Here is a 22,122-nt window from a genome sequence, read left to right as displayed (position 1 = left end):
TTTGGAACTGGCGATGGCGGGGCGTCCCAACATACCGTTGAGCGCCAGGGCGGAAGCTACACCGATAAGGTCGCGGCGGGTAGGCATGCAATATCTCCTGGATGCGGGAACCGGCTCAGCCGTGTTCCTTGTCTTGGGCCTGATGGCGGCCGGGCAATTGCCCGAGCACGTGGCTGACGGCTTTTTCCTTGTCGCAGGCGGCGACAAAGGCGGTACCGTTCAGCAGTTGCCTGCCCACCGGAATGACCTGTTCACCGACCAATATGCCCAGCAGGCCGATCAGCGCCACCAGCGGCGGGGCGGGCGAGCGGACCTGCAAAAGGCTGTAGACCACGCCGACCAGCAGTCCGGCGCCCAGGGAAAGCAGATAGATCTTCATGTGCGTCCTCGCGTTGTGTAGGGGTTATGAGCACGCCGCTCATGCGTGCGTATCGGCCAGGAGCACTTCGGCGTCGTCCAGGGCCATAAGGCGCACATCGGTTTCGTCGCGGATGGCGGCGCCGTCGCCTGAGCCGATCTCCACCCCGTTGACTTGCAATCTGCCCTTGGAGGCGACCAGATAGCCGCGGCGGCGGCCGCGCGCGAAGCGGTAGGTGGCGGCTTCGCCTGCTTTGAGCGCCACCGCAAGCACACGCGCGTCGCTGCGGATGGGCAGCGCGTCTTCATCGCCGTCGATACCGCTGGCAAGCGTGATGAACTGGCCCTTGCAGGCTTCGCGGGTAAAGGACTTCCGGCCCCAGCTGGGCGGCGCGCCGCGGCGGTCGGGTTCGATCCAGATCTGGAACACATGCGCGGGACCACCTTCCATATTGAATTCGGCATGCGTCACGCCACTGCCTGCGCTCACGACCTGCACCTCGCCAGCGCTGGTGCGGCCGCGATTGCCCAGATCGTCTTCATGGGTGAGCGCGCCTTCCCGCACGCAGGTGATGATTTCCACGTCCGAGTGCAACAAGGGCGGAAACCCTGCGCCCGGTGCGATGGTTTCGTCGTTCCAAGCGCGCAGCGCGCCCCAGTTCATGCGTGCGGGGTCCTGGTAGGCCGCGAAGGAAAAGTGGTGCTTGGCATCGAGCCAGCCGCGGCGTTCGTGGCCCAGGCTCGCAAGCGGACGGCGCTCAATCATGGTGCGCCTCCGTCGCCGGGTTATCGCCGATCATGGCGGCATGCTTCATGTGGTTCATGGACGTGTTCCCGATGCTGCCCGTCAGCGCTTCAAGGCCAGGAAGTGATGCACTTCGGGCTTGTCCGGCCCCATGTGAAAGCGCAGCGCTTCCGCTTGCAGGTCGGCATCGGCATGCGACACCCGGTGATGCTGGCGCAGGTGTTCGGCCCAGGATTCGACGAAGAACCACTCGACCACCCGCTGCGGGTCATTGGTGTGCTCGACCACGCCCCAGGCATAGGCGCCGTCGCGCAGTCGCTCTTGCGACAGGCGTTGCATCGCATCCAGAAAGGCAGGGCGGTCTTCCTGGCGGATGCGGTACTCCACCTGCACCAGCACCGGACCGCGATCGTGGGCCACAGGTTCAGCAAGCAGCGGCTCCGGCCAGTGATTCGACGCCTGCAGATCCGCCTCGCCGACCGGCAGGCTGGCGCGGTGAAACAACAGCGCAACCGCGACCAGCCCCGCAGCGCTGACTGCCAGTGCATAGGGCACGCCGATCTCGCGCGCCACCAGGCCCCAGCCCAGGCTGCCAGCGGCCATCGCGCCGTTGAAGACCATCAGGTACACCGCCAGCCCGCGGCCGCGCACCCAATTGGGCAGCACGGCCTGGGCCACGCCATTGAACGTGGTGAGCGCGGTGATCCAGCCCATGCCCAGCACTACCAGCATCAGCACGGCCAGCCATTGCGGCGGCGCGAACACCAGCACGGCCATGACCGCCGCGCTGGCCACCGACGCCAGCAGCACCAGCCCGTCGGCATTCAGGCGGGCGCCCAGCCTGGGCAGCAACAGGGCGCCGATGATGGCTCCTGCGCCCACCGCGCCCAGCAACACGCCGTAAAAGCCCGAGGAGCCGCCCAGCATCTGCCGCGCCACCAGCGGCAGCAAGGCCCACACCGCGCTGGCGAACAGGAAGAAGACGGCGGCGCGCAGCAGCACGCGGTGCAGCTCCTTGCTGGCCCGTGTGTAGCGCAGGCCGGCGCGGAACGCGCCGAAGAAGTTCTCCGACAGCGCGCTATCGACGGCCGCGGGACGCTTCCACCACAGCAGTGCGGCAATGACGAACACGTAGCTCAGCACGTCCAGCCCGTAGGTGACCGCCGCGCCGAAGCTGGCGAGGATCAGGCCGCCCGCCGCCGGACCGATGGCGCGCGCGATATTGATACCCAGCGAGTTCAGCGCCACCGCGCCCTTGAGTTCTTCGCGCGGCACAAGTTCCGGGACGATGGATTGCCAGGTCGGCCCCATCAAGGCCGCGCCGATGCCGCCGACGAAGGTCAGGGCAATCAGGTAATCGACCGTCAGCGCGCCAAAATGCGACAGGAGCAGCAGCGTGCCGCTGACAGAGGCCAGCAGCAGCTGCACGAAGATCAGGAAGCGGCGCCGGTCCAGAATGTCGGACAGCACGCCGGCGGGAATTGCCAGCAGGAAGATGGGCAGGGTCGCAGCGGTCTGGATCAGCGCCACCGCGGCCGGGCTGGCCGACAGATCGGTCACCAGCCAGGAACTGGCCACGTCCCGCATGAAGCTGCCCACGTTGCCCAGCACGGTCGCGGCCCACAGCACGGCGAATACGGACTGGCGCAAGGGCGCGAAAGTGCCGCGCGCGGCGGGATTCTTCTGGTCTGGCATGGGACTCTCCTGGATCGCGCCAGGCGGCATTCGGACCCGCAAGTCCCGCCGCCCGCCGTGTTCAAAACGCCGTGTTCAAAGACAAGGCGCCGGACCAGCCAGACGCTGTCTGGACGATCCGGCTTGCGGCTTACTTGGCGGGGTTGGGGCCGATGCGTTCGCCGTGCTGCACGCGCTCTGCCAGCTTGTGCACGTGGGTGACGGCGTAGTCGATGCCCATGCCGTAGGCGCCGGAGTGTTCCTTGACGATGCCGGTGACGGCGTCATAGGTCTCCTTGCGGGCCCAGTCGCGCTGCCATTCCAGCATCACCTGCAACCAGGTCATCGGCACGGCGCCAGCCTGCACCATGCGGTCCATGGCGTACTTGTGCGCGTCCACCGAGGTGCCGCCCGAAGCATCGGCCACCATATAGATTTCGTACTCGCCTTCCAGCATGGCGCACAGCGCGAAGGTGGTGTTGCAGACTTCGGTCCACAGGCCGGCAACGATGACCTTCTTGCGGCCATTGGCGGCCAGCGCGTCACGCACGTTCTGGTCGTCCCAGGAATTCATGGAGGTGCGCTCCAGGATCTTGTGCTCCGGGAACACGGCCAGCAGTTCGGGGTAGGTATTGCCGGAGAAGCTGTCGGTTTCGACGGTGGTGATGGTGGTCGGAATGTTGAAGGCGCGTGCGGCCTTGGCCAGGCCCACCACGTTGTTCTTCAGGGTCTGGCGGTCGATGGATTGCACGCCGAAGGCCATCTGCGGCTGCTGGTCGATGAAGATGATCTGGCTGTTCTGCGGGGTCAGGACTTCGAGGTATTTGTTGGCGGACATGGCGGATCTCTCTTTAAGGAAAACTATCAAATAGGGCGGCAGCAAAGAATTCGGTGTAGCTGGCAAACCATCCCGGTCTGCCCCGTTGCGACGATGACGGGGTGCCGCTGGAAGGGCCCGTGCATCTCGTCTGTCGGTGTATGCATAGTAGGGAGAGGCCGCCTTCCTGAGAACCCGCAGCATGGAATTCCATCCTTTCCATTTTTTGCATGATGACCATGGCGTGACAGTCTCTGCTGCACTGCGTTCAACACCATTCTTGTCCATGCCATAGGCAGGGGCTATCATCGGCGCGGGCATTTCCCGAGAACACAAGATGAGCAAGCTGCCGGATTTAGAGGGTTGGGCGATCTTCGCCAAGGTCGCCGATACAGGGTCGTTCGCCAAGGCGGCGGCCGAGTTCGGCTTGGCGCAGGCCACGGTTTCCAAGACCATCAGCCGTCTGGAAGCGCGCATGAAGACCACGCTGTTTCATCGCACCTCCCGCAGCATGACCTTGACCGAATCCGGCTACGCGGCGCTGGAACGCGCAGCGCGCATATTGGAGGAAGGCGAGGCCGTCGAATCCGAGGTGACGGAAAAGTCGAGCAGCCTGCGCGGCAAGATCAGGCTGTCCGCGCCCATGTCCTTTGGGGTCACGCATCTGGCGCCGATGCTGCCGCCATTCATGCAGGCCAATCCCGACGTGGCCCTGGAAATCGAATTCAGCGACAAGCAGGCCGACCTGGTCTCGGAACGCTTCGACCTGGCGTTGCGCATCTCCAACCTGGTGGATTCGACGCTGCTGGCGCGGCGGCTCTGCTCGGTGCGCATCCTGCTGGTGGGCGCGCCCAGCTACTTCAAGCGCGCGGGACGGCCCAAGCATCCAAAGGACCTGGCGCAGCACACGGCGCTGCAATACATGTATGCGCGCAACGGCGCGAGCTGGCGCTTCCGCCATGAAAAGCACGGCGAGTTTTCGCAGTCGCTGCCGGTGCACCTGAACGTGAACAACGCCGAAGCCCTGACGCCGGCGCTGCAGGCGGGCATGGGTCTGGCCCTGCAGCCCGAGTTTCTGGCGTGGAAGGATTTGCAATCGGGCGCGCTGGAGACCGTGATGGACGACTGGCAGGTGGATCCCATCGCCCTGCACATCGTCACCCCGCCTGGCCGCCGCCGGCCGGCCCGGGTGCAGGCGTTCATTGAATATCTGGCCGAGCGCTTGACGGCCGAGCCTTGGGCCAATGATGTGCAGGTGTAGAAGGATTGCGTTTTCCGGGCCGCGCCGGACTGGCGCATGAAAAAGGGGCTGCGCAAGGCAGCCCCTTTTCTATGGCGTCCAGGATCTCTGCCGAGATCCGACGCGATCAGGCGTCGATATTCCCCGCCGACAACGCATGCGTCTCGATGAAGTTGCGGCGCGGTTCGACGTCGTCGCCCATCAGCGTGGTGAAGACCTCGTCGGCCGCGATGGCGTCCTCGATCTGCACGCGCAACAAACGGCGCACCTTCGGGTCCATGGTGGTTTCCCACAGCTGTTCCGGGTTCATTTCGCCCAGACCCTTGTAGCGTTGCTTGGAGATGCTGCGGTCGGCTTCGCTGCGCAGCCACTGCATGGCCTCGCGGAAATCGGACACGGTCTGTTCCTTGCGCTTGTCGCCTTCGCCGCGGGCGGCCAGCGAACGCGCGCCGACCTTGCCGGAGAAGCTCTTGGCGGCCTTGGACAGGACCGCGTAGTCCGAACCGTTGACGAAGTCCGCATCGATGATGCTCACGCGCACGTTGCCGTGGTGCATGCGCTGCACCGACAGACGATGGCGCTCGGTGGATTCGTCGAACTCCGGCACGACTTCCACGCCGTTGCCGCTGACCGGGTCGCGCATGGCGTCGGCCAGGCGGCGCGCGGAATCGGCGGTGGACTCGGCCGATTCCAGGTTGATCTCCACGCCTTCGGCCATGGCCGACAGCGCGCCCACGTCGAATACGCGCGACAGGCGCGCGATCACGGCGTCGGCCGCGACGTACTGGCGGGCCAGGTCGTTGAGTTCGTCGCCGCGGATGATGTTGCCGCCCGAGATGATCTCGGCATCCTTCAGCGCCAGTTGCAGCATGAACTGCGCTTCTTCCTGGTCGTCTTTCAGATAGCGTTCTTCGCGGCCGACCTTGACCTTGTACAGCGGCGGCTGGGCGATATACACGTAGCCGCGCTGCACCAGTTCAGGCATCTGGCGGTACAGCAGCGTCAGCAGCAGGGTGCGGATGTGCGCGCCGTCCACGTCCGCGTCGGTCATGATGATGAGGCGGTGGTAGCGCAGCTTGTCGACGTTGAAGTCAGGACCGATGCTGGTGCCCAGCGCGGTGATCAGCGTGGCGATCTGCTCGCTGGCGATCAGGCGGTCGAAACGCGCCTTCTCGACGTTCAGCACCTTGCCGCGCAACGGCAGGATGGCCTGGAACTTGCGGTCGCGGCCTTGCTTGGCCGAGCCGCCTGCGGAGTCACCCTCGACGATGTACAGCTCGCACAGCGCGGGGTCCTTTTCCTGGCAGTCGGCCAGCTTGCCGGGCAGGCCTGCGCCTTCCAGCACGCTCTTGCGGCGCGTCATTTCGCGCGCCTTGCGCGCGGCTTCGCGGGCGCGGGCGGCTTCGACGATCTTGGCGCACAGCGCCTTGGCGTCGTTCGGGTGTTCCAGCAGCCAGGTTTCCAGCGTGCGCGCCACGGCTTCTTCAACCGCCGGACGCACTTCGCTGGAGACCAGCTTGTCCTTGGTCTGGCTGCTGAACTTGGGCTCGGGCACCTTCACCGACAGCACGCAGGCCAGGCCTTCGCGCATGTCGTCGCCGGACGTCTCGACCTTGGCCTTCTTGGCCAGTTCGTTGTCGGTGATGTACTTGTTGATGATGCGGGTCATCGCCGCGCGCAGGCCGGTCAGGTGCGAGCCGCCGTCGCGCTGCGGAATGTTGTTGGTGAAGCACAGCACGCTTTCGCTGTAGCTGTCGTTCCACTGCATCGCCACTTCGACGCCGACCGGCACGCCGCCCGCCGAGGACTCGGTGGTGACCGAGAACACGTTCGGGTGCAGCACGGTCTTGCTGCGATTGATGTATTCGACGAAGCCCTTCACGCCGCCGGAGAAGGCGAAGTTCTCTTCCTTGCCCTGGCGCTGGTCGATCAGGCGGATCTTCACGCCATTGTTCAGGAACGACAGTTCGCGCAGGCGCTTCGAGAGGATCTCGTAGTGGTACTCGATGTTGTTGAAGATGATCGGGTCGGCCAAAAAGCGCACTTCGGTGCCGCGCTTGTCGGTCGTGCCGGTCACGGCCAGGGGCGCGACGCGCTCGCCCTGGCGGAACTCCATCTGGTGCACTTCGCCGTTGCGGCGGATGGTCAGTCGCAGCCATTCGGACAGCGCGTTCACGCAAGACACGCCCACGCCGTGCAGGCCGCCGGACACCTTGTAGGAGTTCTGGTCGAACTTGCCGCCAGCGTGCAGTTCGGTCATGACGATTTCGGCCGCGCTGCGGTGGAATTCGTCATCCTTGTGGATGTCGGTGGGGATGCCGCGGCCGTTGTCGGTGACCGAGATCGAGTTGTCGGTGTGGATCGTGACGACGATGTCGTCGCAGTAGCCGGCCAGGGCTTCGTCGATGGCGTTGTCGACGACTTCGAACACCATGTGGTGCAAGCCGGTGCCGTCGGATGTGTCGCCGATGTACATGCCGGGGCGCTTGCGCACGGCCTCCAGCCCCTTGAGCATCTTGATCGAGTCAGCGCCGTAGCCGCTGTTCTCGGGAGTGGTGTTCTGCTGATCTGACATGTCTGTATCGATAACGCTTTAAAGAACGGCCTGGCGGCCGGACCGCCCACGGGCCCTCGGGCCCGCAAGCGGCACAAACCCACGATGGGTGCGGATCAAATCCGCATGGGCATGACGACGTACTTGAACTGGTCGTCTTCGGGCAGGGTGATGAGCGCCGACGCGTTGGCATCGGGCATGACCGACCACTGGATGTTGTCCACCTTGACGTTGGACAGCACGTCGAGCAGGTAGCCGACGTTGAAGCCCACATCGAGGGCTTCATGGCCGTAGTCGATGTCGATTTCTTCCTGCGCCTCTTCCTGCTCGGCGTTGGAGGACGAGATCTTCATCTGGTTCTGCGCCAGTTGCAGGCGCACGCCCTTGAACTTGTCGGTGGTCAGGATGGCGGCGCGCTGCAGGCTGCCCTGGAGGGCTTCGCGGCCGACCAGGAAATGGCGCGTGTAGTTCGTCGGGATCACGCGCGTGAAGTCCGGGAACTTGCCTTCCACCAGCTTGGAGACGAGCTCCACGTCGCCGAAGCGGAAGCGGATCTGGCCCGGCGCCACGTCGATCGAAACCGGCTCGTCGGAGTCTTCCAGCAGGCGCTGCATTTCCAGCACGGTCTTGCGCGGCACGATCACTTCGTGGCGTTCGCTGATGCCGTCGGCTTCCGTCGAGCAGTGCGCCAGGCGGTGGCCATCGGTGGCGACCGCACGCACGCGGCCCGGTTCAAACACCAGCAGCATGCCGTTCAGGTAGTAGCGGATGTCCTGTTGCGCCATGGCGAAGTGCACCATGTTGAACAGGTGGCGCAGCGTGCGCTGCGGCATGGTCAGCGACACGTCCCACTGCTCGGGCTGAGCCACGGTGGGGAATTCGCTGGCGGCCAGCGTCTGCAGGGCGAAGCGGCTCTTGGCCGATTGCACCGACAGCTTGTTGCTGGCCAGCGCCAGGCGCACGTCGCCGGTGTCCGGCAGGGCCTTCAGGATATCCAGCAGCTTGCGCGCCGCGACCGTGGTGGATTCGTTGTCTTGACCCACGCCGAAGTCGGCATGGGTGGTGATCTGTACTTCCAGGTCGGTCGCAATGAAGGCAACCTTGTTGCCTTCCTTGCGCATCAGGATGTTCGCCAGGATGGGCAGGGTATGGCGTCTTTCGACGATGCCCGCCACAGTCGACAGCGGTTTCAGCAATGCATCGCGTGTGGTTTGTACGAGTTGCATGTTCATCCTTTTAGAGTTTGTTCCAACACGTGCAGGGTATGGTTGAGCTCCGCTTGCTTGGCGCGGGCGTCGGAAATCTTGCGTACGGCATGCAGCACGGTGGTGTGATCACGGCCACCGAACAGATCGCCGATTTCCGGCAGGCTTTTCTGGGTCAGCTCCTTCGCCAGGTACATCGCGACCTGGCGCGGCAAAGCGATATTGGCGGGCCGGCGTTTCGAGTACATGTCGGCCACTTTGATCTTGTAGAAATCCGCCACCGTCTTCTGGATGTTCTCCACGGTGATCTGGCCGTTGGACACGGACAGCAGGTCCTTCAGGGCTTCCTTGCAGACATCCACCGTCAGCACGTCGCGGCCGTGGAAGCGCGCATAGGCCAGCACCTTGCGCAGCGCGCCTTCCAGTTCGCGCACGTTGCTGCGCAGATGCTTGGCGATGAAGAACGCCACTTCCTCGGGCATGGGCACGCCTTCGGATTCCGCCTTGCGCAACAGGATCGCCACGCGCATTTCCAGTTCCGGCGGCTCGATGGCCACCGTCAGGCCGGAGTCGAAGCGCGAGATCAGGCGGCTGTCGATGCCCGACAGTTCCTTCGGATAGGTATCGCTGGTGATGATGATCTGCTTGCGCTGAGCCACCATCGCTTCGAACGCGTAGAAGAATTCTTCCTGCGTGCGGTTCTTGCCGGAGAAGAACTGGATATCGTCGATCAGCAGCAGGTCGAGCGAATGGTAATAACGCTTGAAGTCGTCGAACGCCTTGCGCTGGTAGGCCTTCACCACGTCCGACACGTATTGGTCGGCATGCACATAGCGCACGCGCACACCGGTCCCCGCCGCCACCATCGCATTGCCGATGGCGTGGATCAGGTGGGTTTTGCCCAGGCCCACGCCGCCGTACAGGAACAGCGGGTTGTAGGACGTGCCAGGGTTCTCGGCGACCTGCAACGCAGCGGCGCGCGCGAGCTGGTTCGCCTTACCCGTCACGAAGTTCTCGAACGTCAGATCGGTGTTCAGGCGCGAACGCTCGTACACGATGCTTGCCGCGTCCGCGTTCACCGCTTGCGCGGCCTGCGCGGCCGCCGTGGTCGCCGGGGCTGCGGGTGCAGGCGTTACCGGGGCCATCGGTGGCGGCGCGCCGCCTGAAGGGGAAGCAGCGGACGGATACGCGGGCGCCGCGGGTGCGGCGCGTACGGGCGCGACCGGCATGCGCGGCGTGGCGCCTTGCGTCGGCAACTCGAACAGCACCTGCACCGGACGCTCGAACCACTCCGCGGCCAACGCTTCGATCTGGTGGGAAAAGTTCTTCCGTACCCAATCCAGTTTGAACCGGTTGGGAGCGGCAACGCGCAGCACCGCCTGCGTTTCGTCGTACGCAAGCGGGACCAGCGGTCGTATCCACGCGCTGATTTGTTGGGGGGGGAGTTCCTGCTCAAGACGACTGACGCAGGTCTGCCAGAATTCTTTCATGTCGCTCTTATTCAAACCTCGATTCTACCTTGCCTGGGCTGGGGTTATCCACAGGGTAGGGCATAAGCGTCCGTGCGGCGCAGTCTTAACTGTTTGACAAGACAGGGAAAACTTGCTGAAATGGTGGGCTTTTCCGAATTCTGTCTGTCAGAAGGTTCCACAGAGAGCTTAGCCGCGCTTTGTTGGCAGTGGTGTCTAACGATGCCTACCGCCCACGCAACTGCCTGGTTTTGCTTCTAATAGGTCGCCCGGGGTTTCCCGGTCAGAGCCCCGTCTACGAGCTGTTTTTTTGCACCTGTTGCAAAAATGCTCATTAGATACCCGCTTCCTGAATGCGCGACCAGGAACCCTTCCGGGCAGGTCCCTTCTGACTTTTGTTCTTTTTGTGGATCGTCCATGAAACGTACCTACCAACCTTCCGTTACCCGTCGCAAGCGCACCCATGGTTTCCGCGTGCGCATGAAAACCCGCGCTGGCCGCGCCATCCTGAATGCCCGCCGCGCCAAGGGCCGCAAGCGTCTGGCCGTCTAAGTCGTGTTTTTCCGGCTTGTCCGGAAAAACCTGACGCCTGATTTTGCAGTCCATGCCGCGCTCCACGCTTCCGCCGGAGGCGCGGCTGCATCGCCCCTCCGAGTTCGCCGCCGCCCTCAAAGGCCGGCGTCTTGCCCGAGGGGCGTTCTTCATTGTGAGCGCGGCTCCCAATGATCTGCCTCCCGGCCAGGACGCCTGTGCGCGTCTGGGCCTGGTGATCGCCAAGCGGTTCGCCGCCCACGCCAGTACGCGCAACGCCATCAAGCGGGTCATCCGCGAGGCGTTCCGCCATCGGCGCCTGGGACTGCCGGCCAAAGATTACGTCGTGCGCCTGCATAGCAAGGTTGCGCCCGCCACGCTTACCGCGCTGAAACGCGCGGCAAGAGCCGAAGTGGACGCTCACTTTGAGCGGATAGCGCGATGATCAAGGCTTTACTCATTGCCCCGATCCGGTTCTACAGGTTTTTCCTGAGCCCCTGGATCGGCAGGCAGTGCCGCTTTACCCCGACCTGCTCGGCGTATGCGATCGAAGCGATCGAGCGCCACGGCGCCTGGCGCGGCTTCTGGCTGGCAGTCCGGCGCATCGGCCGCTGCCACCCTTGGTCGCCGGGCGGATTGGACCCGGTTCCGCCCTCCAAGGGAACCAATGGCCCCTCGTGCTGTTCCCACAGCCACCGCACCGAGCATGATTGACGCTAAACTGGCGGGCTTTGCTGGCCCGTATTCACCTCAGTAGGCACCATGGATATCCGACGAACCGTCCTCTGGATGATTTTTTCCTTCTCGCTGTTGCTCCTATGGAACAACTGGCAGATCCATAACGGCAAGCCGTCGCTGTTCGGCCCCACGCCTGCCGCCACCACGAGCGAGCCGCAGGCCTCTGCCAACAACGCAACGCCTTCGGTGCCCAGCACGCCCGCCCCCGCGGCTGCCGCTGCGTCCGCCGTGCCCGGCGCCGCCGCGCCTGCTGCCGCGCGCTCGGAAGAAGTCGTCATCACGACCGACGTGCTGCGCCTGACGTTCGACACCATGGGCGCCCAGCTGGTGCGCGCCGAACTGCTGAAGTACCCGGCCACCGGCCAGCCCGACAAGCCCACGGTGCTGCTGGACCGCGCCGCTGGCCTGAACTACGTGGTGCAGACCGGCGTGGTCGGCGCCCCCAACGGCCAAAGCTTCCCCACGCACCAGACGCCTTTCCGCGTCGTGTCCTCGGAACGCCAGCTGACCGGCGACAACCTGGTGGTCGCCTTCGAGGGCGAATCCGGCGGCGTGAAGGTCACCAAGACGTTCACCCTGCACCGCGGCCGCTATGACATCGACGTGCGCCACGACCTGGCCAACGTCAGCGCCGGCCCCGTGTCGCCCGCCCTGTACCTGCAGCTCGAACGCGACGGCAACGACCCCGCCGACACGTCCAGCTTCTATCACACCTTCACCGGTTTCGCCGTCTACTCGGAACAGGACAAGTTCCAGAAGATCACCTTCAGCGACATCGAAAAGAAGAAGGCCAGCTACATCAAGCAATCGGACAACGGCTGGATCGCCGTGGTCCAGCACTACTTCGCCACCGCCTGGGTGCCCCCGCAGGGCAAGCCGCGCACCAACGAACTGCTGGAAGTGCAGAAGAACCTGTACGCCGCCCGCAGCATCGAGGCCGTGGGCGAGATCGCCCCTGGCGCCGCCACGCGCGTCGATTCGCACCTGTGGGTCGGTCCGCAAGACCAGAAGGCCATGGCCGCCCTGGCCCCCGGCCTGGAACTGGTGGTCGACTATGGCTGGCTGACCATCATCGCCAAGCCGCTGTTCAAGCTGATGACCTGGCTGCATTCCATCCTGGGCAACTGGGGCTGGACGATCGTGGCGCTGACCGTGCTGATCAAGGCCGTGTTCTACCCCCTGGCCGCCGCCAGCTACCGCTCCATGGCCCGCATGAAGCAGGTGGCTCCGCGCCTGCAGGCCCTGAAGGAAAAGTACGGCGACGACAAGCAGAAACTCAACGCGGCCATGATGGAGATGTACCGCACCGAGAAGATCAACCCGCTGGGCGGCTGCCTGCCCATGCTGGTGCAGATCCCGGTGTTCATCTCGCTGTACTGGGTACTGCTGGCCAGCGTGGAAATGCGCGGCGCGCCGTGGATCCTGTGGGTGCACGACCTGTCGATCCGCGACCCGTACTTCATTCTGCCCGCCATCATGATGGCCACCATGTTCCTGCAGATCAAACTGAACCCGACGCCCCCGGACCCCGTCCAAGCCAAGGTCATGATGATCATGCCGCTGGTGTTCGGCGGGATGATGTTCTTCTTCCCGGCCGGCCTGGTGCTCTACTGGTGCGTCAACAACACCCTGTCGATCGCCCAGCAGTGGTCCATCACCCGCGCCATGCAGCGCAAGACGGAAGCCGCAGCCAACCGCTGATATCTGCTCCCGCGCAAGAAACCGGTCCCATGCGGACCGGTTTTTTTCGCCTGACGGCCGCCACCGATGCCGATTCCTGATTTTCTTGATAGTTATTCTTTATCAAGTTTTATAGATCAATCAACTTCACACGGTAAGGCAAGACCCCTATGATGTGTCGGAGATAGCCCCAGGCCGGCAATGCCGGGCTATCCCAGACACGGCGCGGGCCCCTCTGCGGCCCCCGCATTCCAGGCATTTCATAGGGAGTGTGCTATGACCGACAAGAAGACGCATCTGACCACCGCCGCTGGCGCGCCGGTGGCCGACAACAACAACACGCTGACTGCCGGCCCGCGCGGCCCGGCGCTGTTGGAAGACTTCTGGCTCATTGAAAAGCTCGCCCACTTCGACCGCGAACGCATCCCCGAACGCGTGGTGCACGCCAAGGGTTCGGGCGCCTATGGCACCCTCACTGTCACCCACGACATCTCGCGCTACACCCGCGCCAACCTCTTTTCCCAGGTCGGCAAGCAGACCCCGCTGTTCCTGCGTTTCTCGACCGTGGCCGGCGAGCGCGGCGCGGCTGACGCCGAACGCGACGTGCGCGGTTTCGCCATCAAGTTCTACACCGAGGAAGGCAACTGGGACCTGGTCGGCAACAACACGCCGGTCTTCTTCATCCGTGATCCGCTGAAATTCCCGGACTTCATCCACACCCAGAAGCGCGACCCCAAGACCAACCTGCGCAGCGCCACCGCCGCCTGGGACTTCTGGTCGCTCAATCCCGAATCGCTGCATCAGGTCACCACCCTGATGAGCGATCGCGGCATTCCCGCCAACCTGCGCCAGCAGCACGGCTTCGGTTCGCACACGTTCAGTTTCATCAACAAGGACGGCGAGCGCTTCTATGTGAAATTCCACTTCAAGTCGCAGCAAGGCATCGCCTGTCTGAGCGACGAGGAAGCGGCGCAAGTGGTCGCCCATGACCGCGAAAGCTCGCAGCGCGACCTGTTCGAGAACATCGAAAAGGGCAACTTCCCGAAGTGGACGCTGAAGGTGCAGATCATGCCCGAGGCCGACGCCGCGACTTACCATATCAACCCCTTCGACCTGACCAAGGTCTGGCCGCACGGCGACTATCCGCTGATCGAAGTCGGCGTGCTGGAGCTGAACAAGAACCCCGAGAACTACTTTGCCGAGGTCGAGCAGGCCGCCTTCACCCCGGCCAACGTGGTCCCCGGTATCGGATTCTCGCCGGACAAGATGCTGCAAGGCCGGCTGTTCTCCTACGGCGACACGCACCGCTATCGCCTGGGCATCAACCACCACCAGATCCCGGTGAACGCGCCGCGCTGCCCGTTTCACAGCTTCCACCGCGACGGCGCCGGCCGTGTCGACGGCAACGTCGGGGCGACGCTGAACTACGAGCCCAACAGCGCGGGCGAGTGGAAGGAAACCCCGTCGGCAGGCGAGCCGCCTCTGGCGCTGGACGGCCAGGCGGCAGCGCGCTGGAATCACCGCGTGGACGATGACTACTACTCGCAGCCGGGCGCCTTGTTCCGCCTGATGACGCCTGCACAGCAGGAGCTGCTGTTCGGCAACATCGGCCGCCACATGGCCGGCGTCCCGGAAGAAATCCAGCGCCGCCAGCTGGAACACTTCCGCAAAGCCGATCCCGCCTACGCCGCAGGCGTGGCCAAGGCGCTGGGACTGAAGCTGTAATCCGCGACGCGCCCCATGCGCAAGGCGGCCCCGAGGGGCCACCTTTTTTTGGCTGCTGCGCGGCTCTGCGCCGAGACAATCAGCGCTGCATGCCCCAGCGCCTGACCGTGAAACGCTCCACGGTGTCGAACACCAGGTTTTCCACAAGCAGGCCGATGATCACCACCGCCGCCAACCCCGCGAACACGCGGTCTGTGTATAACTCGTTGCGGTTCTGGAAGATGTACCAGCCCAGGCCGCCCTTGCCGCTGGACGCGCCGAACACCAGTTCCGCAGCGATCAATGTGCGCCACGCAAAGGCCCAGCCTATCCTCAGCCCGGCCAGGATGGCGGGCAGGGCGGCAGGCACCAGAATCTGCAACACGTAGCGCAGACCGCTCAATCCATAGTTGCGGCCCGCCATGCGCAAGGTATCCGATACCCCCAGAAAACCCGCGTACATGTTCAGCGCCAGCGCCCACAACACCGAATGGATCAGAACGAACACCAGGCTGCCTTCGCCCAGGCCGAACCACAGCAGCGCCAGCGGCAGCAGCGCAATCGCCGGCAGGGGATTGAACATGGCCGTCAAGGTGGACAGCAGATCGCGACCGAAACGCGTCGACACCGCCAGCGTGGTCAGCACAAAGGCCAGCAGCACGCCCGCCGCATATCCCTGCGCCAGCACGCGCAACGATTGCCCGGCGCGTGCCGGCAGTTCGCCGCCTGCGATGCCCTGCACGAAGGCGACCGCCGTCTGCGATGCGCTGGGCAGCAGCAGATCATTGTCGGTGTAGCGCGCCGCCAGCTCCCAGATGCCGGCCAATAGCGCCAGGATCGCCAGCTTGCGCAGGCTGGCGTGCTGCCACAGGCGTTCATGCCAGGGCAGGGGCGCTTCGCCCGCTTGCGCGGGCAAGGGCGGCAGCTCGTACTCCACTTCGGGACGGATGGGCACGGCGCCTGCGTATGCGTTGTTCATGCGGAAGTCCTTCAGGCCGCGGCCCGTTCAGCGGCAAGTTCAGCGGACTTTTCCGCAGGCGCCACATCGAACAGCAGATCATGGACGCGCCTGGCCGCAGACTGGAACGCAGCCGAGCCCTGGCTATGCAGCCCGTAGGCATGGGCGTTCAGTTCCGCGCGCACGCGGCCCGGATGCGGCGACAGCAGCAGCACGCGGCTGCCCAGCACCAATGCCTCTTCGATGGAATGGGTGACGAACAGCAGCGTGAAACGCACGTCTTCCCACAGCGCCAGCAATTCTTCCTGCATGCGCCGCCGCGTCAACGCGTCCAGTGCCGCGAAGGGCTCGTCCATCAAAAGCACACGCGGCTGCATCGCCAGGGCGCGCGCAATGGCCACGCGCTGCTTCATGCCGCCGGACAACGTATGCGGATAGGCATCGGCGAACGCGGACAACCCCACCTTGTCCAGGTAGTGCATGGCGCGCTCGTCGGCCTCGCGCCGGTTGAGCTTGCGTGAAGCCACCAGCGGAAACGCCACGTTCTGCCGCAACGTCTTCCATGGCGGCAGCTGGTCGAATTCCTGGAACACCACGATGCGGTCCGGCCCCGGGCCGCGCACGGCATTGCCATCGATGGCAATGCGGCCTTCGGTCGGTTCGATGAAGCCCGCAATTGCCTTAAGCAGCGTGGATTTGCCGCAACCGGACGCGCCCAGCAGGATGAAACGCTCTGCTTCGTGCACGTCGAAACTGACCTGATGCGTGGCGCGCACGCGCCTTTCGCGCGTCTTGTATTCGATCGACACCTTATCCACAGCCAGCAAAGGCGTGGCCTTTTCGGTGTTATCCACAGGGGAGGCAGCGCTCAATCCCATCTCAACTGCCTTGGGCCGTGACGGGGTCGTCAAAGAAATAATCGCGCCAACTGGCCGGCGCATTCTTGATCGCGCCCACCTTGTGCATGAACTCGGCCAGCGCATAGGTATTCTGCGGTTCCAGCTTGAACTGCACGTCGGGGTTCTTGATCACTTTGATCAGGAAATCGCGGTCCAGCTTTGCGCCGGTAACGCGCAGATAAGTATCCGCGGCCTTTTCCGGGTTGGCGCCGGCGAACTGCGCCGCTTCCTTCAGCGCGGCCTGGAATGCCTTGTAGGTCTTGGGATTTTCCTTGCGGAATTTCTCGGTCGCAAACAACACCGTGGACGAACTGGGCCCGCCCAGCACGTCATAGGAATTGAGCACGATGCGCGCCTTGGGATTCTCGGCCAGCTCCTGCTCCTGGAAGGGCGGGTTGCCGAAATGCCCCGTGATTTCCGTGCCGCCCGCGATGATGGCGGCGGCCGCGTCCGGATGCGGCAGGGCGACGGAAATCTTGTCCAGCTTGTTGAACTGCGCGTCGCCCCACAGTTTGGCCGACGCCAGCTGCAACACGCGAGACTGCACCGACACGCCCACCGCCGGCACCGCGATGCGGTCCTTGTCGGTGAAGTCCGCAATCGTCTTCACGTTGGGATTGTTGCTGACCAGGTAATAGGGAAAATTGCCCAGCGAAGCCACGCCCTTCACGTTCTGCTTGCCGCGCGTGCGGTCCCAGATCGTCAACAGCGGCCCCACGCCTGCCCCCGCGATATCCACAGCCCCGGACAACAGCGCATCGTTCACGGCCGAACCGCCCGACAGCTTGGCCCACTCGACCGAGATATCCACACCATCGGCCTTGCCGTGCTTTTCGATCAGTTGCTGATCGCGCGCCACGTTCAACAGCAGATACACGATGCCGTACTGCTCGGCGATGCGGATGCGGCCCTCCGCCATGGCCGGCGTCGGCGAAGCCAGCGCCAGCACGGCAAGTATCAACGCCAGGCCCGCGCCGGTGGCGGCCTGGACCAAACGATCACGTACAGCGGAGGAAAAACCCATGGCGGACCCTGTGGATAAATGGTTTTGCGCGAAATTATGGGGAGCGCGACGTCAGAACGGCACGTCGCCTTCGATCGTCGTGCGGTACAGCTTGCGGCGCACGTGATCCGGCGTACCGCCGGCCAGATGGATCAACGAGCGGTTGTCCCAGAACACCAGATCATGCGGCTGCCATTGGTGGCGGTAGATGTGTTCGGGCCGGATGCTGTGGGCAAACAGTTCGTCCAGGATCTGGCGGCTCTCGTCTTCGGGCAGGCCCTCGATGCGGGTGGTGAAGCCTTCGCTCACGAACAGCGCGCGGCGGCCCGTCTCCGGATGCGTGCGCACGACCGGATGCACCACTTCCTGCACCTGCGCGACCTGTTGCGCGCTGAGATTGGGACGCCACGAGCCTTCCTTCTGCAGCTGGCCGTACTTGGCCAGGTAGGAATGCACGGCACGCTTGCCTTCGATGGCGTCTCGCAATGCGGCGGGCAGAGTGTCGTACGCCACGTGCATGTCGGCGAATAGCGTGTCGCCGCCTTGCGTGGGCAGCTCCTGCGCGTGCAGCAGCGACCCCAGGCTGGGCAATTCCTTGTACGAGATATCCGAATGCCAATACTTGCCGGCATCACCCAGCCCTAGCGGCTTGCCGTCTTCAACGATGTTGGAAACGATGAGGATCTCGGGATGCCCGGCCAGATGGAACTGATGCAGCACGTGGATCATCAGACGGCCAAAGCGGCGGCTGAAATCGATGTGCTGCTGCGGCGTGATGCGCTGATCGCGGAACACCAGCAGGTGATGGTCCAGATGGGCGCGATGCACCTGCGCGAAATCGGCCGGGGTCAGCTCGCGCGACAGGTCGATACCGATGATTTCCGCGCCGGTCACGGCTGCCAGCGGGCGGATCGAAAAGGCTTGCGCAGCGGGTTCGGCATACACCTCGGACCGGCGCAGCGCGTTGCTCTGGGACATGGATCGCTCCTTGCGCGAATGCCGGCCAGGCCGGCTCAGGAACGGTCCATTATGAAAACGCGCAACCCCTACGCAAACGAATTATTCGGCCTTTGTTCAAGCCTGTGCGTCATATAAGGGACGGCTAGGGTCGCATTCAACCCTGTGGATAAGTCTTGGGATAAGCCTGGTGGCAAGCCAGGGAAAAGCGGTGGATTGTCGGGGGATATCCCGGTGGATAGGCGGTGAATAGCAGGTGGACAGCCTGTGTACAACCTTGCCCGGCCATGAAAAAAGGCGCGGTCCGTAGGGAGCCCGCGCCTTTTAAATCAAAGACTTGCGTGGATCAGGACTTCGGCAGAAAAGCCTGAACCAGTTTTACCCAATATGTTGCGCCCACCGGCAGCAAGGCGTCGTTGAAGTCGTAATTCGGGTTGTGCAGCTGGCACGGACCCATGCCGTGATAGGTCTCCATGCGATGGTCGCCGTCGCCGTTGCCGAGGAACAGGTAGGTCCCAGGCACCGCTTCCAGGAAGAAGGAAAAGTCCTCCGCCCCCATGAAGGGCGGCATCTCGCGCTGCACGTTTTCAGCGCCGAACGCGTCTTCGGCGACTTGGGCGGCAAAGGCGGTTTCCTTTTCCCAATTCACCAGCGGGGGATATGCGCGCACGAAATCCAGTTCGCCCGTCCCGCCGTAGACCTGCGGCAAGGTGGTCGCGATGCGGCGCATGTCCGCCTCGATCTTGTCCAGGGTCTCCACCGAATAGGTGCGCACGGTGCCGCGCAGCACGGCTTCGCCGGGAATCACGTTGTAGGCGTCGCCCGCGTGGATCTGCGTGATCGAAAGCACGGCCTGCTCCAGCGGATTCTTGCTGCGCGAGATCACCGTCTGCAGGGCATGCACCATGTCGGCCGCGACAATGATGGGGTCCACCGATGCATGCGGCTGCGCCGCGTGGCCGCCCACGCCCTTGATGACGATGTCCCAGCGGTTGCTGGAGGCCATGGTCGGGCCCGCCCGAAAACCGAACTGGTTGACCGGCATGCCGGGCATGTTGTGAATGCCGAACACCGCATCGCAAGGGAATTTGTCGAACAGGCCGTCCTGCATCATGGCGCGCGCGCCGGCGTTGCCGCCTTCCTCGGCCGGCTGGAAGATGAACACCACCGTGCCATCGAAATCGCGGTGTGTGGACAAGTATTGCGCCGCCCCCAGCAGCATGGTCGTGTGTCCGTCGTGGCCGCAGCCGTGCATGCGTCCGCTGATGGTGGACTTGTGCGCAAAGCGGTTGTGCTCGGGCATGGGCAGCGCGTCCATGTCGGCGCGCAAACCTATGGTTTTCTTGCCGTTGCCGCCGCGCAAAATACCCACCACGCCGGTTTTCCCCAGCCCCGTGTGGACTTCCAGGCCCCAGCCGCGCAAACGCTCCGCGACCAGCGCGGACGTGCGCGTTTCCTGGAAAGCAAGTTCCGGATGGGCGTGGATATCCCGTCGCAGCGCGGTGAGGTCGCCGTGGGCGCGTTCGATTTCGTCTATGGTTTTCATGGCTGTGGATAAGGCGTAAGAGTTGAATTCACGTATCGTTCAGATGGCAGGCGCTGAACTGACCCGGGGCGACTTCACGCAGCAACGGCCGTTCTGCCTTGCAGCGCGGCATCGCATGCGGGCAACGCGGGTGGAAGGCGCAGCCCGTCGGCGGGTCCAGCGGCGACGGCAGTTCGCCCTTGATGGGCTGGTAGGTGCGCCGCCCCGGCTGCAGCGTCGGCAGTTCCTTCAGCAAGGCCTGCGTGTACGGATGGTTGGCCCGCTGAAAGACCGTGTCGGTAGGCGCCAGCTCCACCACGCGGCCCAGATACATGATGGCCACGCGGTCCGAGATGTGGCTGACCACGCTGAGGTTGTGGCTGATGAAAAGATAGGTCAGGTCCAGGTCCACACGCAACCGTTCGAAGAGATTAAGCACCTGGGCCTGGATCGACACGTCCAGCGCGGCGACCGCCTCGTCGCAAACTATGACCGAAGGCTTGAGCGCGAGCGCCCGCGCAATTCCTACGCGCTGCCTCTGGCCGCCAGAGAATTGATGGGGATAACGCTGTGCAAAAGCCGGATCCAGCCCCACCTGGCGCATCAGCCCGGCGACGTACTCGGCTTTGTCGCGCGCGCGGACCAGGCCGTGCGCCACGGGCGCCTCGCCGATGATCTCGCGCACGCGCATACGCGGGTTCAGCGAGGCATAGGGATCCTGGAAGATCATCTGCACGCCTAGCTCATAGGCACGCCGTTCCGGGCCCGCCATGGCCTTCACGGCGCGGCCCTTGTAGCTGACTTCGCCCGCCGTCGGCGGCAGGATGCCTGACACGATACGGCCCAGCGTGGATTTTCCACAGCCGGATTCGCCCACGATGCCTATCACTTCGCCCGGCCGCACATCCAGGTCCACACCCGCCACTGCATGCACGACCTGCGTCTTCAAACCGGCGCCCAGCAGGTTGGCGATTCGGCCGGCCAGGTCCACGGGCTGCACGAAGCGCAGCTCGACCTTGCGCAACGACAGGATAGGGACCGCGGGATCTCGTTCTGCGGCGTTCATTTGGTATCTGGTCCTCCGGCATGCCAGCAACGCACCCATTGCGCCGGGCGCACCTCCACGGGCTGCGGTTCGACCAGACAGGCGTCGGTGGCGCGCGGGCAGCGCCCACGGAACGCACAGCCTTGCGGCAGGTTGAGCAGCGACGGCGTCATGCCGGGAATCGGAACCAGCGGCCTGCCACGGGATTCGGGCGTGGGTATGGAAGCGATCAGGCCATGCGTGTAGGGATGCATGGGATGGCTGATGACCGCCTGCGTGGTGCCGGTTTCGACTACGCGCCCCGCATACATGACCGACACGCGGTCCGCCAGGCCCGCGACCACGGCAAGGTCGTGCGTGATCCAGATCAGCGCGGTGCCGGTTTCGCGGCACAGCTTCTGCACTTCGAACAGGATCTGTCCTTGTATGGTCACATCCAGCGCCGTGGTGGGCTCGTCGGCGATGATCAGGCGCGGCGAATTCAAGAGCGCAATCGCGATCGCCACGCGCTGCCGCATGCCGCCTGATAATTGGTGCGGATAGGTGCGCAGACGCTCCTCGGGCGAAGGGATGCCCACCATGGCGAGCGTCTGCAAGGCGCGCTGGCGGGCTTGCTCGCGCGATACCTTGCTGTGCGCCTGCACCGCCTCGATCATCTGCGTATCGACGCGCAGTACCGGGTTCAGGGTCATCATGGGATCCTGGAAGATCATGGCAATCTCCTGGCCCCTGAGCTCGCGCCAGCGCGCGGGTGTCGCGTTGCGCAAGTCCTCGCCGTTCAAGCGCAAGGTGCCGTCGACGATGCGGCCCGGCTCATCCAGCAGTCCCATCAGCGAAAAGCCGGTGATGCTCTTGCCCGACCCCGATTCGCCCACCAGTCCCAGGATCTCGCCTTCGGCCAGCGTCAGGTCCACACCGTCCACCGCCTTCACCACGCCATTGCGGGTGTAGAAGTGCGTCTTCAGGCCATGCACCTCGAGTATGGGCGTCGCCGGGGACTTTTCCACAGGTGTCTGCATTG

Annotated in this window: 20 protein-coding genes; 6 read left to right on the top strand and 14 right to left on the bottom strand. The window is 64.2% G+C overall.

Annotated elements, in window-relative coordinates; genetic code table 11:
• Window positions 1-115 precede the first annotated feature (115 nt).
• The 4 genes from DXK93_RS08045 to DXK93_RS08030 all read right to left on the bottom strand — a co-directional run bounded on the left by DXK93_RS08045 (window position 116) and on the right by DXK93_RS08030 (window position 3,614).
• Window positions 116-379, bottom strand: a complete 264-nt coding sequence (locus DXK93_RS08045) for a XapX domain-containing protein (protein WP_054455778.1) — start codon at window positions 377-379, stop codon at window positions 116-118.
• A gap of 39 nt (window positions 380-418) precedes the next feature.
• A complete protein-coding gene (locus DXK93_RS08040) occupies window positions 419-1,123 on the bottom strand; it encodes a pirin family protein (protein WP_119449783.1) in 705 nt (234 codons plus the stop codon).
• An 81-nt stretch (window positions 1,124-1,204) separates the two neighbouring features.
• Window positions 1,205-2,797 carry an MFS transporter gene (locus tag DXK93_RS08035; RefSeq protein WP_054455782.1) on the bottom strand — a complete coding sequence of 531 codons (1,593 nt, stop codon included), beginning with the start codon at window positions 2,795-2,797 and terminating at the stop codon, window positions 1,205-1,207.
• Between the two features lie 130 nt (window positions 2,798-2,927).
• Window positions 2,928-3,614 (bottom strand): hydrolase, encoded by a 687-nt coding sequence (locus DXK93_RS08030; protein WP_088143563.1) that lies wholly within the window; start codon window positions 3,612-3,614, stop codon window positions 2,928-2,930.
• 316 nt (window positions 3,615-3,930) lie between these two features.
• Here DXK93_RS08030 and DXK93_RS08025 point away from each other — a divergent pair, with 316 nt between their 5' ends.
• Complete coding sequence (locus tag DXK93_RS08025) at window positions 3,931-4,854, top strand: LysR family transcriptional regulator (RefSeq protein WP_119449782.1); 924 nt, start codon at window positions 3,931-3,933, stop codon at window positions 4,852-4,854.
• A gap of 106 nt (window positions 4,855-4,960) precedes the next feature.
• On the opposite strand, the gene gyrB is transcribed toward DXK93_RS08025, so the two are convergent.
• From gyrB to dnaA, 3 genes are all read right to left on the bottom strand, one after another.
• Window positions 4,961-7,408, bottom strand: coding sequence for a DNA topoisomerase (ATP-hydrolyzing) subunit B (gene gyrB, locus DXK93_RS08020; protein ID WP_054455788.1), 2,448 nt, complete (start codon window positions 7,406-7,408; stop codon window positions 4,961-4,963).
• A 95-nt stretch (window positions 7,409-7,503) separates the two neighbouring features.
• Window positions 7,504-8,613: a DNA polymerase III subunit beta gene (gene dnaN, locus DXK93_RS08015; protein ID WP_054455945.1), complete on the bottom strand. Its 1,110-nt coding sequence runs from the start codon at window positions 8,611-8,613 to the stop codon at window positions 7,504-7,506.
• Window positions 8,614-8,615: 2 nt separating this feature from the next.
• Complete coding sequence (gene dnaA, locus DXK93_RS08010; protein WP_054455790.1) at window positions 8,616-10,082, bottom strand: chromosomal replication initiator protein DnaA; 1,467 nt, start codon at window positions 10,080-10,082, stop codon at window positions 8,616-8,618.
• A gap of 396 nt (window positions 10,083-10,478) precedes the next feature.
• Here dnaA and rpmH point away from each other — a divergent pair, with 396 nt between their 5' ends.
• The 5 genes from rpmH to DXK93_RS07985 all read left to right on the top strand — a co-directional run bounded on the left by rpmH (window position 10,479) and on the right by DXK93_RS07985 (window position 14,735).
• The gene (gene rpmH / locus DXK93_RS08005; protein ID WP_003816025.1) at window positions 10,479-10,613 is read left to right on the top strand and encodes a 50S ribosomal protein L34; all 135 of its coding nucleotides are present in this window, start codon (window positions 10,479-10,481) and stop codon (window positions 10,611-10,613) included.
• A gap of 52 nt (window positions 10,614-10,665) precedes the next feature.
• The gene (locus DXK93_RS08000; RefSeq protein ID WP_013397083.1) at window positions 10,666-11,037 is read left to right on the top strand and encodes a ribonuclease P protein component; all 372 of its coding nucleotides are present in this window, start codon (window positions 10,666-10,668) and stop codon (window positions 11,035-11,037) included.
• Complete coding sequence (gene yidD / locus DXK93_RS07995; RefSeq protein ID WP_059376344.1) at window positions 11,034-11,306, top strand: membrane protein insertion efficiency factor YidD; 273 nt, start codon at window positions 11,034-11,036, stop codon at window positions 11,304-11,306. The genes DXK93_RS08000 and yidD overlap by 4 nt, the downstream gene beginning before the upstream one ends.
• Window positions 11,307-11,354: 48 nt before the next feature.
• A complete protein-coding gene (gene yidC, locus DXK93_RS07990) occupies window positions 11,355-13,031 on the top strand; it encodes a membrane protein insertase YidC (protein ID WP_119449781.1) in 1,677 nt (558 codons plus the stop codon).
• Window positions 13,032-13,286: 255 nt separating this feature from the next.
• Window positions 13,287-14,735 carry a catalase gene (locus DXK93_RS07985; protein ID WP_119449780.1) on the top strand — a complete coding sequence of 483 codons (1,449 nt, stop codon included), beginning with the start codon at window positions 13,287-13,289 and terminating at the stop codon, window positions 14,733-14,735.
• 79 nt (window positions 14,736-14,814) lie between these two features.
• On the opposite strand, the gene DXK93_RS07980 is transcribed toward DXK93_RS07985, so the two are convergent.
• The 7 genes from DXK93_RS07980 to DXK93_RS07950 all read right to left on the bottom strand — a co-directional run bounded on the left by DXK93_RS07980 (window position 14,815) and on the right by DXK93_RS07950 (window position 22,120).
• On the bottom strand, window positions 14,815-15,693 hold the full coding sequence (locus DXK93_RS07980; protein WP_119449779.1) for an ABC transporter permease: 879 nt from the start codon (window positions 15,691-15,693) through the stop codon (window positions 14,815-14,817).
• Between the two features lie 11 nt (window positions 15,694-15,704).
• Complete coding sequence (locus tag DXK93_RS07975; RefSeq protein WP_054455795.1) at window positions 15,705-16,550, bottom strand: ABC transporter ATP-binding protein; 846 nt, start codon at window positions 16,548-16,550, stop codon at window positions 15,705-15,707.
• Between the two features lies 1 nt (window position 16,551).
• The gene (locus tag DXK93_RS07970; RefSeq protein ID WP_119449778.1) at window positions 16,552-17,595 is read right to left on the bottom strand and encodes an ABC transporter substrate-binding protein; all 1,044 of its coding nucleotides are present in this window, start codon (window positions 17,593-17,595) and stop codon (window positions 16,552-16,554) included.
• A 51-nt stretch (window positions 17,596-17,646) separates the two neighbouring features.
• Window positions 17,647-18,552 carry a TauD/TfdA family dioxygenase gene (locus DXK93_RS07965; protein WP_119449777.1) on the bottom strand — a complete coding sequence of 302 codons (906 nt, stop codon included), beginning with the start codon at window positions 18,550-18,552 and terminating at the stop codon, window positions 17,647-17,649.
• A 325-nt stretch (window positions 18,553-18,877) separates the two neighbouring features.
• Window positions 18,878-20,077 carry a M20 aminoacylase family protein gene (locus DXK93_RS07960; RefSeq protein WP_054455809.1) on the bottom strand — a complete coding sequence of 400 codons (1,200 nt, stop codon included), beginning with the start codon at window positions 20,075-20,077 and terminating at the stop codon, window positions 18,878-18,880.
• Window positions 20,078-20,105: 28 nt separating this feature from the next.
• On the bottom strand, window positions 20,106-21,122 hold the full coding sequence (locus tag DXK93_RS07955; protein ID WP_119449776.1) for an ABC transporter ATP-binding protein: 1,017 nt from the start codon (window positions 21,120-21,122) through the stop codon (window positions 20,106-20,108).
• Entirely contained in the window at window positions 21,119-22,120 is a 1,002-nt protein-coding gene (locus DXK93_RS07950; protein ID WP_119449775.1) for an ABC transporter ATP-binding protein, read from the bottom strand. Before DXK93_RS07950 ends, DXK93_RS07955 begins: the two co-directional genes overlap by 4 nt.
• Window positions 22,121-22,122 lie beyond the last annotated feature (2 nt).

This window comes from Achromobacter sp. K91, assembly GCF_003576205.1.
Classification (GTDB): Bacteria; Pseudomonadota; Gammaproteobacteria; order Burkholderiales; family Burkholderiaceae_B; genus Achromobacter; species Achromobacter aegrifaciens.
Note: the sequence above shows the minus strand (reverse complement) of the source record. Positions and strands in the feature narration are given on the sequence as shown.